This window comes from Paenibacillus sp. 276b (genome assembly GCF_900107875.1).
GTDB lineage: Bacteria > Bacillota > Bacilli > Paenibacillales > Paenibacillaceae > Paenibacillus > Paenibacillus marchantiae.
The window spans coordinates 95,199-109,109 of sequence record NZ_FNRR01000006.1 but is presented as its reverse complement, the minus strand read 5'-3'; the positions used below and the strand labels follow the sequence as shown (position 1 = coordinate 109,109).

The window sequence follows — 13,911 nt, the reverse complement described above, 5'->3', positions numbered from 1 at the left end:
GGGAAAGGGGAGGACCGAATGGAGCCGAAAGTATCAATTGTCATTCCTTTTTATAATTGCGCGTACATCGAGCAGGCTGTTCACAGCGCCATTCACCAGACGTATCCGCATATTGAGGTCATTGTGGTGGATGACGGCTCTACGAAGCATGTGGAGCGGCTGCAACCATTCATGGATCGCATTCGCTATATTCGAAAAAAGAATGGTGGAACAGCAACCGCGTTAAACGAGGGAATTAAGCAGGCGACAGGTGATTACTTTGTCTGGCTCAGCTCCGATGATGTAATGTTGCTGGACCGGGTAGAGAAACAACTGAAGTTCATGCTTGACGTTAAGGCTTCGTTCTGTCACGGGGCTTATCATTATGTAGATGCGAACAGCGTATGGATGGACACGGTGAGACCAGAAGTAGGGAGTCGTCTGGAGATGCTTCAGGTACTGACCGAAGGTTGCCCAATCAACGGTTGCACCGTGATGCTTGAGATGGATGCATTTCGAAAGTTCGGCGTATTTGACACCGATTTTCGCTACACGCATGACTATGAGATGTGGTTGAGACTGTTTCCGCTCTATGAGCTGTTCTATTACAATGAGCCACTGATGTGTTATCGGGTTCATGAATCGATGGGAACCAAGAAGCACTTTGAGGCATTAAAAGCCGAGATGGAACTTGTTCAAGCGAAGCATCGGCCCGTTTTACTTAATCTGCTGCAGGTTGGCGGTTACTGGAAGTAGAGGCTAGAAGTCTTGGAATCACGAATGCTAGATACATGAACCGCACCGCAATAAAAAGAGGGTATTCGGTTGCCGTATAGTGATTGCGGCACGAACGAATATCCTCTTATTTGTTCCTGTTTGTAAAGTACTTGATTCTAATTTTTCTCGGATGTGAGAATGTGCATGGTTGCCGGATCAGGGAAAACGTACCCTTTGGGCAGCTTCCTCATTAATTCGTTCATTACAGCGTAATCTACCTCAATATGTGTCGTCGACACAGGGGTGGAGAACCAACGATTATACAAATCACTGGGGACGAGCAATGTCATATCCTCTGACCTCCCAACTGAATGGCTTCCTGGTAGACATGCAGGGTGCGCAATCCCATCTCGTCCAGTGATCGATGTTGTTCAGCCCATGCTTTGGCTGCTGCTCCTACCTTTGCACGGGTGGCACCATCCTGCAGAAGGGCATTTAACAGTGCGCTAAGAGCTTCGACATCCTGTGGTGGCACGACCCAACCAGTATGTTCAGGCTGCACCATCTCAGGCATACCTGCCGTACCGCTTACAATGACAGGCAATCCGGCGAGCTGAGCCTCTGTAACCGAGAAAGGCTGCGTATCCTGCAAGCTGGGCTGTACATAAATGTCAGCATGGCGTAAGAATGAAGGGATGTTGTCGAGTTTACCCCAGAAAACGATGTCAGCACCTACTCCAAGATCATTGGCTAGGGAGCGCAAATCCTCCATCAGATTGCCTTCCCCAGCAATCCAGCAGATCCAATCCGAGCGATTCTTCTTCAGGCTGGAGAGCGCTTTAACCAGAATATGAACCCCTTTGATGTGCTCCAGTCTGCCCGTAAATGCGATCACTTTTTTGCCCGCTGGCTTCCTCTGACGGAACTTGACTGCTGCTTGGGCACGGTAGGCTGGAATATCCACAGCATAAGGAATAATTCGAAATTTGGACTCGGGAACATGGAGATCCGTAAGGGTGCTCTTAATCCAATGGCTGGAGACCAGAATAAGCTGGGATTGCTCAGCGCTTCGCTCTTCCAGTGACAGGAAGTAACGTCCTCGTGTGGATTGCAAATATTCGGGAAGCGTGAGCTTCGCGTTAGAGTTTTGAGCATCGTAAAAGGCTTCGCGCGCAAGCGCTCCGTGATAACTCGTTACCATGGGTGTATTGCGGTTTAATATACGTCTCATCGCGACCGCTGCTACCGGGTCCTGCGCATGGATGACATCGTAATGATCAACGCCGAGATAGGCGGCTCCCATTTCAAAGGCATACCTGTTCAATTCATAATAAGCCACGAGAGAATCGGCAGTGAATTGAGGCAAATCTGTCGGATTAAGTTTGGCTTGAAGCATGGGCCATACTTTATCTTTGGAGAAGGAACGATTGAGATTGCGAATGTATATTTCATTTTTGGCTCCGTTGGTGCCCATAATATCCACCTCTACGCCAAGAGCCATCAGCCTGTCAGCTAGCTGTTTCACATATGTCCATATTCCACCCATCTGTGTAAGCTCCCAATAGGTCACGAGCAGAACTCTCATAGGTACCTCCTTGTCACGGCCTGCACAGGCCGATCTTCTATCCTGTTAGTCTATGAAAAAAAGCAGACGAAAGGGTGGGCATTTCCGTGGAATTGATTAAAATGGGTGATTGCAAATAGCAATGGACGAGAGCAGGCATACCATATCTAGAGAAAGGTTCAACTCTGCTCTACAGGAGGGATATACCGTGGCCGCATATGTGCTGGAGATTCACGAAAACTTGCTGCAAACCGTTGTTCCGGTGAGATATATGGACATTGAATTGTCATTTGTGGGGAATGACGATGTGGATATCTTTGTCGGAGGAATCAGTCACACCCATGGGGAGTTGTATCGCTATCTTTGTCGGATTGGGGCGGATACGGGAAATCACATTATTCATAATCTCGCGGTCTCATCCGATCCATCCGAACTACGCATCATTAGCAACAGTTCTATACCAAGTCATCTGGTTATTCGCATGTACTGCAGAAGTGACCAAGGCCAGACCCTGGGTATACTTTCGGAGCATCAGATGATCAAATTGGCAGATTAGCAAAGATCACCATAATGAGCATCGATTAACCAAATGGGTGGAGCAGGAGAAGACCTGGTCCATTTTTTGGCATACATACGTGATCCGTTATCCAATAAAAAATAGCTTGACAGCAAAGGTATTTTCATTAGAATTAACCTATGCTCAAACAAGAGTTTAAAACGACGGTTTAAAACAAAAGTTTGAAACGTCGTGAATATAAGGCCAATGGAGAGGCACATACAAAGATAATGCCTCCAGGCCGGAAAAGAGAGTGGAGAGATTGAAACAACAAACAGCAGTACCCCAGGACCCGGCGGAATTCTCGATTAAAACGATTATTCTGCCGCTACTGGCTATTATCGTCGGGATGATTATGGTCATCTTAGACAGCACGGTGGTTAACGTGGCAATTCCGAATCTGGTTCAATATTTTGAGACCGATCTGAAGACCATTCAATGGACGGTTACAGGTTACACGTTGGCCTTGTCAGCCGTCATTCCGCTGGCGGGATGGTTGACCGACCGATTCGGTGCCAAAAGAGTATTTCTGTTCACGATTGCGATGTTTACTCTGGGTTCGGTCTTATGTTCGATCGCGCAATCGCCTGAACAATTAATTATTTACCGTATCATTCAGGGACTTGGCGGAGGCATGGTTGCTCCGATTGGTATGGCGATGGTATTCCGTCTGGCTCCTCCTGAAAGAAGAGGCTCTATCATGGGTATGCTTGGGATTCCGATGCTGTTGGCCCCTGCACTGGGTCCGGTATTATCGGGCTGGTTCATTGAATCATTCAGCTGGCATTGGATCTTCCTGATCAATCTGCCGATTGGTATTGCCGCTTTTATTCTATGTATCAAATTCCTGCCGGATACGGATCGTGGACGCACGCCTGCGCTTGATCTGCTCGGTATGATTCTGGCACCAATCGCATTCTCGATGCTCGCATACGGTGTAAGTGAAGGCGGAACAAGCTGGACGTCTGCAACAACACTGACAGGTGTGATTGTCGGAGGCGTGGCGCTGATCCTGTTCGTTATCGTGGAACTTCGTCACAAAAATCCGCTGTTGGAACTTCGGGTGTTCAAATCATCTGATTTCACACGGGGTATTATTCTGGCATGGGTATCACAAGTCGCTTTGTTTGGGGCGATGATTTTGATCCCACTTTATCTGCAACAAATCAAAGGCTACACTGCATTGGAAACAGGACTCATTCTGCTCCCGCAGGCGCTGGCTTCGGGTGTGGGTATGCCACTTGGTGGACGTTTGTTTGATAAAATTGGTGCAAGACCACTTGCTTTCGTGGGTCTGGGTATCATCTCGGGTGCACTGTTCATTCTGTCTTCGATTACGGCGGAAACGGGCCTTGGTCTGATCATTCTTAGCCTTGTCATGATGGGATTGGGTATGGGCTTCTCCATGATGCCACTCAATACGCATGTACTGAATGCTGCTCCACGTAAGCTGGTAGGTCGGGTTACCCCGCTTACTGCTGCTGCACAACAAGTGGTTGTGTCCTTTGCAGTTGCTGGCCTGACTGGATTCCTGACCTCCCATATTGCAAGCAATACAGCTGGAGCTACTGACGCTACAGGTATGGTGAATGGATTAGTGGCTGGTTTTAACGACACCTTCTTCCTGGCCGCGTGTATTGCCTTGTTTGGATGCCTGCTCAGTCTGATTCTGCGCAAACCAAAACGGATGGAGGAAGATACCCTTCAAACAGGGGATCAACCTGATCCTGCAATGATGATGGGACACTAATTTTTATAAGCCGATCTTAAGAAAATAAATTAAGGCAGTTCAGAGCATGCTTCTGAACTGCCTTTTTTGTTTTGTTTAAAAGAAAATGCTCAAGGCTGTCATCATTTCTCGAAATGAAGTGGCGTAACGATCAGGGGAGAAGGAGATGGCCATATGCTGTCTGCCCTGAATACGTATATACTCCCGCAGCTTTTTGTTGCGCATAAGGTCTGCAGCTTCGGATACAGCCGTATTCACGTTGCCAATCGGATAGAATTTACCCGTTCGGTTATGTGTAATAAAGGACCTTACGCCATCCGAATCGGTACTGAGTACCGGACAGCCGCAGCTGATGGCTTCAGCAACGGCGTATCCAAAGCCTTCAAGCAGCGATGTAGATAGCATGATACCCCCGGAAGCTGCAACCATGGAGTAGAATGTAGGCATCTGGGAATGGGGCACGTTGATAAAGATGCCAATCCGATCTTCAAGCCCGTACTCCGCAAGCATGTGTCGGAACATGACCTCGTCCTCGGGATTAGCCAAGGTCGGATCGTGGAACAACCATAGTCTGGCTTTTGGAATTTTTTTAATGATTTCACTGGATATCATCAAATATTCCCGCCAGTTTTTGTTGTGTTCGAGCCTTCCTACCCATGCAATTACTGGATAGGGAGGGGTATCCACCGAAATTGGGGCAAAGGTATTGGTATCCAGCATATTGGGAATGACAAACCGGTGAAGCCATGGGCACATATGGATGAACAGCTCCAGTAAATGATCGGTTGGAGGAATGAGCGCAGCATTACAGTGGGCTTGCAGATAAGGTACTCCCATCTGAATGGTTTCCATAGCTTGCTCACGTGTCCCAAGTCCCTGTGCTTCATAGATAATGCGTCCTTTATACCCGAGGGCTCTTAATCTGCCCGGCATGGCAATATCGGAGGTAACAATAATGGCATCATAACGATGATGATGAATCAAACTGTGAATTTCCTCATCACTGGAAGCGGTGAAGACCGGCGTGCTGGTATTGTTCTGCATTCCCGAGCCAGGGTACAGATACAATACATGCGCTTCGATGCCATGGCGTTGCAGAACGGCTGTGCGCAATCGATTTAAAGTATCCACACCGCCGCTTGGAACAAAAAATGTGAATAGTACTTTCACACGGTTCACCCTCTGACTTTTGTGCAGGTGCTCATGCTCCTGTACTTTAAGGTACGTTGCCCCAGAGTGCAGGGTGTGGGTGAATGAAGTGTTGTTCACATTTTAGACACATATTTTTAAGCTCTCTTTTAAGTGACTTTAAGCTGCATTTAGGATACAACACGTAAGATACAAGGAACTTCCCGTGTTGACCATCAGAAGAAAGCGATGATGGCACACGGGTATTTTAACGGGAAAGGATGAATGATGTGCTCGAAGTGAAACAGGTAAGCAAAGTATTTGATGGACGGCGCGGCGTGCATCAACTGGATTTCACAATGGAGCGCGGTGAGATTGTTGGATTTTTGGGACCGAATGGTGCCGGGAAAACCACCACGATGCGAATGATTACAGGCTATTTACATCCAACGGCAGGCTCCATTGTAGTGGATGGCATCTCAGTGCACGATCAGGGCAGGAGCGTCCGTTCCAAGATTGGTTATCTGCCGGAGACACCGCCGCTTTATCCAGATATGACGGTACAGTCGTATCTGAAGTTCGTCGCTAATCTGAGGGATGTCCCGACACGTGAAGTGAAATTGCGAATCAGTGAAATGGTGAGCAGGCTGGGTCTTCAAGGTCGTGAGAAGCAATTGGTTCGCGGGCTGTCCAAAGGGTACAAGCAGCGTCTGGGTCTGGCTGGAGCCATTATTCACAAGCCGGATCTGCTCGTGCTGGATGAGCCGACTTCAGGACTTGATCCAAATCAGATTATGGAGATACGGGATCTGATCCGTGAACTGGGTGAGAATCATACAGTGCTGCTCAGTACACATATTTTGCCGGAAGTGAGCACGTTGTGTAATCGCATGTTGATTATTAATCAGGGACAGCTCGTATTGGACGGTTCACCGCAGCATTTTGGCTCAGCGATGGGGGATCAGTTCAAGGTGTCCATTGAAGTGAAGGCAACAGAGCAGCAATTACATAATGTGCTGACACCATGGGAGAAGGTACGGAGTGAAGTCATTCAAGCAGCAGATGGACAGACCTCCACTGGTTCTACTGATACGGTCAAAATGCTGCTTACCGGTGAATCTTCCGAGGATTATCGAGAAGAACTGTTCTATCTTTTGTCTGGTGCAGGCTTGCCGATCCTGGAGATGAAGAAAGAAAATCTCAGTCTGGAACAGATTTTCCTGAAGCTGACCACAACGGAAACGGAATCCGAAGTGAAACTGGCAACGCAGGAGACTGAAGCTGATAGAGTGCAGCTCGCCAATCAGGCAACAGAAGAAGAGGCCAATTTGGACACCACTTCAGATCTGAAGCAATCGACTAAGTCCGAGAGCGCTTCATCTGATTCTCACACAGGGGAGGGTTCCAAATGAGACGAATGATGGCGGTTTGCAATAAAGAACTGCAGGCATACTTCCTGTCACCGACGTCGTATTTCGCTTTTGCCGTATATGTACTGATGACAAGTTTGCTGTTCTATTCCAGCTTTGTGTATTACCAGCCAAGCATTGTGGATTATCGCCTGGTGCTCGGAGACACGTTATCCATGCTGCTGTTTGTGGTGCCGTTGCTGACGATGCGACTGGTGGCAGAGGAATTCCGGCAGGGAACGGACGAACTGTTGTTGACTTCACCTGCACGGGTGACCGAGATTATTTTCGGTAAATATTTGGCGTCACTCGCCATTCTTGTTGTACTTATCCTGTGCAGTCTCGTTTATCCGTTTATTATGTCCTTCTTTGGTGAACTAGATCTGACATCCGTATGGTTGTCTGCACTGGGTCTCTTTTTCCTGGGCGGAAGCATGATGGCGATTGGACTGTTTGCTTCCACGTTATCTCAGCACCAGATGGTGTCTGCGGTAGCCGGTTTTATTATTTTGCTCGTATTGTGGATGCTTGATTCATTTGCAGGCAATTCCGGATCTACGTTACAGCAATGGCTGGATCCATTTGCGCTGACGAACCGGTTTGACAGTTTCACGAAGGGTGTACTTAGTGGCCCAGATATATTGTATTACGTGACGCTCTCAGGTGTGTTTCTGCTATTAAGCATTCAAATTGTGGAACGGAAGCGGTGGAGGTGAGAAGATGAAAAAATGGTTGAGTCATACCAACAGTACCGTGCTGTCTGTAGCGGTGATTGGCATCTTTATTTTGCTGACCCTGTTTCTGAATTCGCTTGGCGGCTTCCAACTGGATCTGACCTCAAATAAACAATATACCTTGTCAGACCAGTCTCTTACCGCGATCAAAAACGTAAAAGAAGACGTCAACATTCTGGTGTTAACCGTCGAAAATGCGAATAATACGGTCTTGAACCGCGAAGTATCGGATATGGTTCAGGAATATACAAAACGCAACAGTAAACTGACGATGAAGCAATACAATCTGACGCAGGAGCCTACACTGGCCTCCAAATATGGCATCACAGGCAGCTCCATTGTATTAGAGCAGGGCGATCAGCATAAAGTCATTGATATCGCCAGTCTATTCACGGCTGTCGGGGATGGAAGCGATGGATCGTACCAGTTCACAGGTGAGGAAAAGCTGACACAAGCCCTTATGAATCTGTCTTCCACGGAGATGCACAAGATGGTTTTCCTGACAGGACATGAAGAGCTCGGCCTGGATCAACTGACTACACTGCGCTCATCTCTGGAACAGAATAATATCACGACTGAAGAACTTCAGCTGAATCAGGCAGGTCAGGTTCCGGAAGATGCGGATGTACTCGCGATTGTTGGACCACAGCGGGATATTAGTGATACAGAATTGAAGGCTATTCGGACTTATCTAAGTAACGGAGGAAAATTGCTGTTATCCCTCGGTTTTCATGAAGACATGAAGTTGACTTGGAAAAATATCGATGCACTCATGACGGATTATGGCGTGGTTGATGAGCATGCAGTCATGGTGGATAATCAGCAAGCCAGCACAATGGGCCCACTGTGGGTTGTGCCGGAGTATGGCACACATGCCATCACGGATAAACTATCAGAAAGCAAACTTTACCCGATGTTATCTTTGTCCATTGCTTTGACGAGCAAAGAGCAGGATAAATACACCTTGTCGCCGCTCATTCATTCATCGGATGACAGTTATGGCGAGACGAACATTGCAGGTTTATTGCAAAACGAAACAACCAACGATCCGGATCAGGATGTACAAGGTCCTGTTGAGCTTGGATATGCGGCGGATACAACAGATGGCAAACCGAAGGCTGTAATTCTGGGTTCATCTATTTTCATGCAGGACTCGGAAATAGTGAACGGTGGGAACCGAGATTTTATTCTGAATACCGTCAATTATTTAAGTGAAAAAGAAGATGGATTAACGATCCGGCCTCGGGTGCAATCCGGTTATCAAACGGCGTACCTGGATGGTAAACAAGCCAGAACCATTTTCTTCGTGGCGATTGTCGCATTCCCGCTCATCTTTGTTATGATAGGTGTACTCTTATGGTGGAGGCGCAGACGCGTATGAAAAAATGGGTCCCAACGATTCTAGTCTTATTGGTCTTGATTATCGGGTGGATCTATGCGGCCAGTCAGAATTATTTTCGTGAAGAGGAAGCGGAGAAAGTCAAGTTACTTGGTATTAAGTCTGCCGATATACAGTCCATCACGATTCATGATAACAATACAGACACATCAGGTGCTTCAAAACCCTCATCTTCACAATTGGAACTAAAAAATGGCGTGTGGAGTATGGTGGAACCCAAGGCATATCCTCTGAATGGGTATACGGTTAGCAGCTGGCTTGATGCCTTAAGTGGTGCAGATCAGGAACTGGTTGTGGAGGAAGAGCCGAAGGATCTCGCCAAATATGGATTGGGTTCAGATGCAACGTTGCTGGATATCCAACTGAAGGATAACCGTGAGATCAAACTGAGCATCGGTGGTCAGCTGCCAGCAGATGACGCTCGTTATGTGCGAGTAGACTCCGGACCTGTCGTAGCAGTACAAACGGAATCCATAAGTAATATAGAAAAATCACGGCAGGATCTGCTGGATACAACTCCGTTTAATCTGGATGAAACCAATGTCACTACGCTGGAATGGGAAGGCGAAGCAGCCACCTGGATGCTCAAATCTTCCTCCGAGGAAGGTGCAGCAGAGCAGACGTGGAAGCTTAATGGTGATGCGGTTGAAGCTACCGATGCTGTATCGCTGATTGGCAAAATTAAAAACCTGTCCACAGCTGACGATGTGCGCAAAGCCTCTGAACTGAAAGGCACCGTGCCACGCTTTACTTTATCAGTTGAGCAGACGGTTAATGGAGAAGCTGTTACGGATGTGTACCGGGGACTTACTATTCCATCGGAACCGGATCAGATCTGGGTAGTCACACCGGACGGTCAATGGGCCTATCTGATGGATGCGGCTAGTCTGAAGGAAGCAGAGCAATTTCCGAATTCGATCAAAAAATCAGAATCAGATGCAACATCTTCTTCGAGTGGAGAAGATGCTGATGCGAATTCCTCATCCACATCCAAGTAAGGGAATGGCTCCTTCAACATAATAATGAAGGTTCTCACTTGAACAGGGAATACGCGGTTATAAAGAGCGGTGCTGCACTTTGTGCAAGCATCGCTTTTTTATGTGGAACAGAACCCATTGAGCCCAGATAAAGGAGGCTAATGTTCCATATCCTTTCAGCATATCGCTCCGTACAGAAGAGCATCCTATCCTTGTGACCAAAACCAACATAATTGGAGGATGAGACATGCCAGCAGCCAAAAAGGCGACAGCAATCAGCTTATCTTTGTCTACTGCAATCTTCGTAATGGCCGGATTGACGGGTTGTGGAACAAGTACAAAAGATAACAATCTGCACACCCAAAGTGTTCGTCATGAAGTGAAAGGCATTAACCGTTATGGTGTTGAATCCAATGGGATGGATGGCATTCGTGCGAAAAGTTATCGGACGCATAACGTCACCGACCTGAAATCAAGTGACGAGCTGGCTAAACGCATTACGGAAATGAAAGAAGTGAAGTCAGCACATGTCATGCTGACCGATCGTAACGCGTATGTTGCAGTCCGTTTGACAGATGGTCACACTGGCAAATTGGAAAGCAAATCTTTGCGTAACCGGGCAAATGGCACTATGCGTACAGAAAGCATGGGTCAGGATATGGGCGGTTTGCGTGTAAATGGTGGTAATGGAACCATGTCTCCATACAGCACCAGTGGCATTGCTCCGGGACTGAACACCAATGCAGCTACGGATCGCAACCACATGGGCAATGATCGCAGTATCTATGGCACCATGGGTACTGGATCTTATGGCATGATGCGTGGTCTGACTAACAGTGGCAATGGCAATGCACGTACAATGACCGAAGGTCACTACGGGATGAAGAGTGAAACATCGCGTATTGACAGCACGGATGACAACACATCCGAAGAGATTAAATCCAAAATCTCGGCGAAAATCAAACAATTTGCACCTAACGTCGAGAACGTATATGTATCGGCTAACCCGGAATTTGTTCAACATGTGGAGAGCTATGCCACAGATATCCGTAACGGCAAACCGGTTAGCGGCATGATTAACACGTTCCAATCGATGGTTGAACGTATTTTCCCAACGAATGCGATGAACACAAATCACCGTGACGGCGTGCTTGATGATGGCATCATGAATCGTAACAACAACGATGGCATGATGAACCGCATGAATCGGTAATTTAGGTTGAACAAGTATGCCTTTGCGCTGATGGTCAACATTAGTTGCAGGGGCATGTTTGTTTTTAAAGGGTTATTGAAAATAACGATTAAGAAGGATGATACATAGTATGCTCTATAATACTTAGTCCAAATTGACGATTTTGGATTACTACGTTTGTACCTACATAGCGATTATTCGTTCAAATTACAATTCACTGCCCATTTTTTTGATAAAACTGAACCAACGCCCTTGACCTTACATAAGATGAGTTGACTGTATCCCCTTAACCTTGTTACACCAACACAACCCAGGCAAGGAGGGGTGAACATTGAAGGGTATCGATCATAAAAGCAAATTTCTGTTGACCCACCGTGAACGCGAAGTATTCGAATTACTGGTTCAGGACAAAACGACGCGTGACATCGCAGGGCAGTTATTCATCAGCGAGAAAACGGTGCGCAACCATATTTCGAATGTGATGCAAAAACTCAATGTTAAGGGTCGTTCGCAAGCAGTTGTAGAGCTGATTAAGCTCGGAGAACTGAAGATCTGACGCGATACTGCACAGTTGATTGAAGCAGCATGAAAGTCTTTTTCTATTCTTCATCATGAAGAATGGGGAAAGACTTTTTTGTTTGAAGTTTGAAAGCAAAAACAAGCGAATTCCTAAAATGAAGGAATCGCTTGTTTTAAATAGTCATTCTCAGAAGTCTGGATTCAGAAGCTGCTGATTGCAGTCCGCTATTCTGGTTAGCTCAGATTTTGGATAGCCTAGCCGCTTTGTCTTTTCGCAGCACCACCAGCAGGAACAATGAATTTTTCCTTTGGCAAAAGTCCCTTCGAACTTGTAGGACCAATCGTACCGCATAGCGAGCTGTTTTTTACGTTGAATAACACGCTTTCTGTGGTGCCTGTAGTAGGCTTGATTTCTTTGCTGAGATTTCATGGATCATCACGCTCCCTTGGGAAAAGGCTCAGCCCGCAGAAATTCCAAGGGTATAGATTGCTACGGGCAGAGCGTGATGGAAATCGTATTCGTATATGGCATAAGGGTTCACCTACATATGGTTATTTGAATGTTCCTCAATAAAGGATCTCCATTGTTTCTTTGAAAAAGGCTGATAGAAGAGCTGCTCCAATTCCCTGTATTGTGTTTCATCTAGGTGCAGATAGAGTGCTTTTTTCGCAATTTTGGCAGCAGGTTGGGGGGGAGATTTTGTACCGCCAGTTTTACGTTTGATTGGAATATGAAACTGCAGCAAGTCTGCGAGGCTATTCCAACCTTCCCAGCTCAGTCGCGCTCCGCGCTTCCAGTCGATGGCATAGAGGGCAAAGTATTTACGAGCTTCGGTCTGTTTTATGGCAATAATCCAGGTGGAAGGAATCATTTTTTGACGTTGTCGTTGATTCATCGAGTGTACCCCTTCCTTAGAAATGAAAATGTTCACATTCACTTCAAGGTTTATCTCCAATATAAGCGGAATCCCATTCCTTAATCAAGAAGATACCTTTTCAAAAATTTCATCATACATACCGCGAATACATGGTTAAAATCCTCTTGATTTGCAACAACGTATTGATTAAAATGAAAATATAAAAATAATTTTCTTTATTTATAATGAATTAATAAAAATAATTTTCATAAAAGGAGAACTCATGGCAGCCATACTACATGCGTTGCAGCAAGAGCTGAATGAACTTCCGTCTCAGGAACGACGAATCGCAGAGGTGATTTTACAGTCCCCATCTGATATTCCTGGCTGGACCATTAACCATCTTGCACAGCAAAGCGGAACAAGTGCGGCTACGGTAACCCGCTTTTGCAAATCATTCCATTTCAAAGGTTTTCCTGATTTCAAAATGAAGCTGGCCGCAGAATTGTCGCATTCCACCAATGAAACAGCATATCAGGATATCGTGGCAGGTAATCCTTTATCCAAAATTGTCGAAGCCATTGAAGCCAATCATCTTGCATCCATTGCGGACACTACCCGTTTGCTGGATCTAGGAAGGCTGGAGCATGCAGTTCAGTTACTATGCCATGCCCGTCGCATTGATCTCTACGGTGTTGCAACCTCTTCCATTGTTACGCAGGATTTCTATCAGAAACTTGTACGGATCGGCAAAAGCTGTACTGCCTTCTCGGATTCACATATGCAAATTACGTCGGCTTCTTCACTGTGTGAGGGAGATGTGGCGATGGCGGTATCTTATTCGGGTGAAACGCCGGAGACAATTGATGCTTTGCATTGTGCCAAACAGGCGGGAGCCTCTACCATTTCACTGACATCCTATGGAAATAACAAACTTGCGGGGGTGTCGGATATTCCGCTCTTTACGTCTTCTCTGGAAGAAGGCATGAGGCGCGGGGATATGGCTTCACGTATAGCACTGCTGCATGTCGTCGATATTCTGTTCACAGGCATGGTTAGTGCCGACTTTGACCGTTTTATCCCCAAATTGGAACAATCGTATCACAATGTACAGTCTTATCGAGTTCAACATAACGGAGGTGCCTAAGAAG

Annotated in this window: 14 protein-coding genes; 10 read left to right on the top strand and 4 right to left on the bottom strand. The window is 46.6% G+C overall.

Annotation, left to right across the window (positions count from 1 at the left end):
- The first annotated feature begins 18 nt into the window (after positions 1-18).
- On the top strand, positions 19-735 hold the full coding sequence (locus BLV50_RS24540) for a glycosyltransferase (RefSeq protein WP_064635779.1): 717 nt from the start codon (positions 19-21) through the stop codon (positions 733-735).
- Positions 736-872: 137 nt separating this feature from the next.
- Here the strand turns inward: BLV50_RS24540 and BLV50_RS32905 are convergent, their stop codons facing one another.
- Both BLV50_RS32905 and BLV50_RS24535 read right to left on the bottom strand, forming a co-directional pair.
- Entirely contained in the window at positions 873-1,046 is a 174-nt protein-coding gene (locus BLV50_RS32905; protein ID WP_170867946.1) for a hypothetical protein, read from the bottom strand.
- Entirely contained in the window at positions 1,043-2,281 is a 1,239-nt protein-coding gene (locus BLV50_RS24535; protein WP_090810476.1) for a glycosyltransferase family 4 protein, read from the bottom strand. The genes BLV50_RS32905 and BLV50_RS24535 overlap by 4 nt, the downstream gene beginning before the upstream one ends.
- Positions 2,282-2,468: 187 nt before the next feature.
- Here BLV50_RS24535 and BLV50_RS24530 point away from each other — a divergent pair, with 187 nt between their 5' ends.
- Positions 2,469-2,816, top strand: a complete 348-nt coding sequence (locus BLV50_RS24530; protein WP_072735437.1) for a hypothetical protein — start codon at positions 2,469-2,471, stop codon at positions 2,814-2,816.
- 262 nt (positions 2,817-3,078) lie between these two features.
- Positions 3,079-4,566: a DHA2 family efflux MFS transporter permease subunit gene (locus BLV50_RS24525; protein WP_063566677.1), complete on the top strand. Its 1,488-nt coding sequence runs from the start codon at positions 3,079-3,081 to the stop codon at positions 4,564-4,566.
- 75 nt (positions 4,567-4,641) lie between these two features.
- On the opposite strand, the gene BLV50_RS24520 is transcribed toward BLV50_RS24525, so the two are convergent.
- On the bottom strand, positions 4,642-5,724 hold the full coding sequence (locus BLV50_RS24520; protein ID WP_306291827.1) for a glycosyltransferase family 4 protein: 1,083 nt from the start codon (positions 5,722-5,724) through the stop codon (positions 4,642-4,644).
- A 239-nt stretch (positions 5,725-5,963) separates the two neighbouring features.
- Here BLV50_RS24520 and BLV50_RS24515 point away from each other — a divergent pair, with 239 nt between their 5' ends.
- From BLV50_RS24515 to BLV50_RS24490, 6 genes are all read left to right on the top strand, one after another.
- Positions 5,964-7,085, top strand: a complete 1,122-nt coding sequence (locus BLV50_RS24515; protein ID WP_063566678.1) for an ABC transporter ATP-binding protein — start codon at positions 5,964-5,966, stop codon at positions 7,083-7,085.
- Positions 7,082-7,798, top strand: coding sequence for an ABC transporter permease subunit (locus tag BLV50_RS24510; RefSeq protein WP_063566679.1), 717 nt, complete (start codon positions 7,082-7,084; stop codon positions 7,796-7,798). The genes BLV50_RS24515 and BLV50_RS24510 overlap by 4 nt, the downstream gene beginning before the upstream one ends.
- A gap of 4 nt (positions 7,799-7,802) precedes the next feature.
- Positions 7,803-9,197, top strand: coding sequence for a GldG family protein (locus tag BLV50_RS24505; RefSeq protein ID WP_090810474.1), 1,395 nt, complete (start codon positions 7,803-7,805; stop codon positions 9,195-9,197).
- Positions 9,194-10,213 (top strand): DUF4340 domain-containing protein, encoded by a 1,020-nt coding sequence (locus BLV50_RS24500; protein ID WP_177031249.1) that lies wholly within the window; start codon positions 9,194-9,196, stop codon positions 10,211-10,213. The genes BLV50_RS24505 and BLV50_RS24500 overlap by 4 nt, the downstream gene beginning before the upstream one ends.
- Before the next feature lie 226 nt (positions 10,214-10,439).
- Positions 10,440-11,405 carry a YhcN/YlaJ family sporulation lipoprotein gene (locus tag BLV50_RS24495; protein ID WP_090810470.1) on the top strand — a complete coding sequence of 322 codons (966 nt, stop codon included), beginning with the start codon at positions 10,440-10,442 and terminating at the stop codon, positions 11,403-11,405.
- Between the two features lie 310 nt (positions 11,406-11,715).
- Positions 11,716-11,940 carry a helix-turn-helix domain-containing protein gene (locus tag BLV50_RS24490; RefSeq protein WP_017692532.1) on the top strand — a complete coding sequence of 75 codons (225 nt, stop codon included), beginning with the start codon at positions 11,716-11,718 and terminating at the stop codon, positions 11,938-11,940.
- Between the two features lie 505 nt (positions 11,941-12,445).
- Here the strand turns inward: BLV50_RS24490 and BLV50_RS24480 are convergent.
- The gene (locus tag BLV50_RS24480) at positions 12,446-12,799 is read right to left on the bottom strand and encodes a hypothetical protein (RefSeq protein WP_090810468.1); all 354 of its coding nucleotides are present in this window, start codon (positions 12,797-12,799) and stop codon (positions 12,446-12,448) included.
- Between the two features lie 244 nt (positions 12,800-13,043).
- Between BLV50_RS24480 and BLV50_RS24475 the strand changes: the two genes are divergently transcribed.
- The gene (locus tag BLV50_RS24475) at positions 13,044-13,907 is read left to right on the top strand and encodes a MurR/RpiR family transcriptional regulator (RefSeq protein WP_090810466.1); all 864 of its coding nucleotides are present in this window, start codon (positions 13,044-13,046) and stop codon (positions 13,905-13,907) included.
- Positions 13,908-13,911 lie beyond the last annotated feature (4 nt).

What these genes read in the sequence shown, in the direction of transcription:
- BLV50_RS24475 (WP_090810466.1), top strand. Translation starts at nt 13,044, where the DNA reads ATGGCAGCCATACTACATGCGTTGCAGCAAGAGCTGAATGAACTTCCG.
- BLV50_RS24505 (WP_090810474.1), top strand. Translation starts at nt 7,803, where the DNA reads ATGAAAAAATGGTTGAGTCATACCAACAGTACCGTGCTGTCTGTAGCG.
- BLV50_RS24500 (WP_177031249.1), top strand. Translation starts at nt 9,194, where the DNA reads ATGAAAAAATGGGTCCCAACGATTCTAGTCTTATTGGTCTTGATTATC.
- BLV50_RS24510 (WP_063566679.1), top strand. Translation starts at nt 7,082, where the DNA reads ATGAGACGAATGATGGCGGTTTGCAATAAAGAACTGCAGGCATACTTC.
- BLV50_RS24480 (WP_090810468.1), bottom strand. Translation starts at nt 12,799, where the DNA reads ATGAATCAACGACAACGTCAAAAAATGATTCCTTCCACCTGGATTATT.
- BLV50_RS24535 (WP_090810476.1), bottom strand. Translation starts at nt 2,281, where the DNA reads ATGAGAGTTCTGCTCGTGACCTATTGGGAGCTTACACAGATGGGTGGA.
- BLV50_RS24540 (WP_064635779.1), top strand. Translation starts at nt 19, where the DNA reads ATGGAGCCGAAAGTATCAATTGTCATTCCTTTTTATAATTGCGCGTAC.
- BLV50_RS24495 (WP_090810470.1), top strand. Translation starts at nt 10,440, where the DNA reads ATGCCAGCAGCCAAAAAGGCGACAGCAATCAGCTTATCTTTGTCTACT.
- BLV50_RS32905 (WP_170867946.1), bottom strand. Translation starts at nt 1,046, where the DNA reads ATGACATTGCTCGTCCCCAGTGATTTGTATAATCGTTGGTTCTCCACC.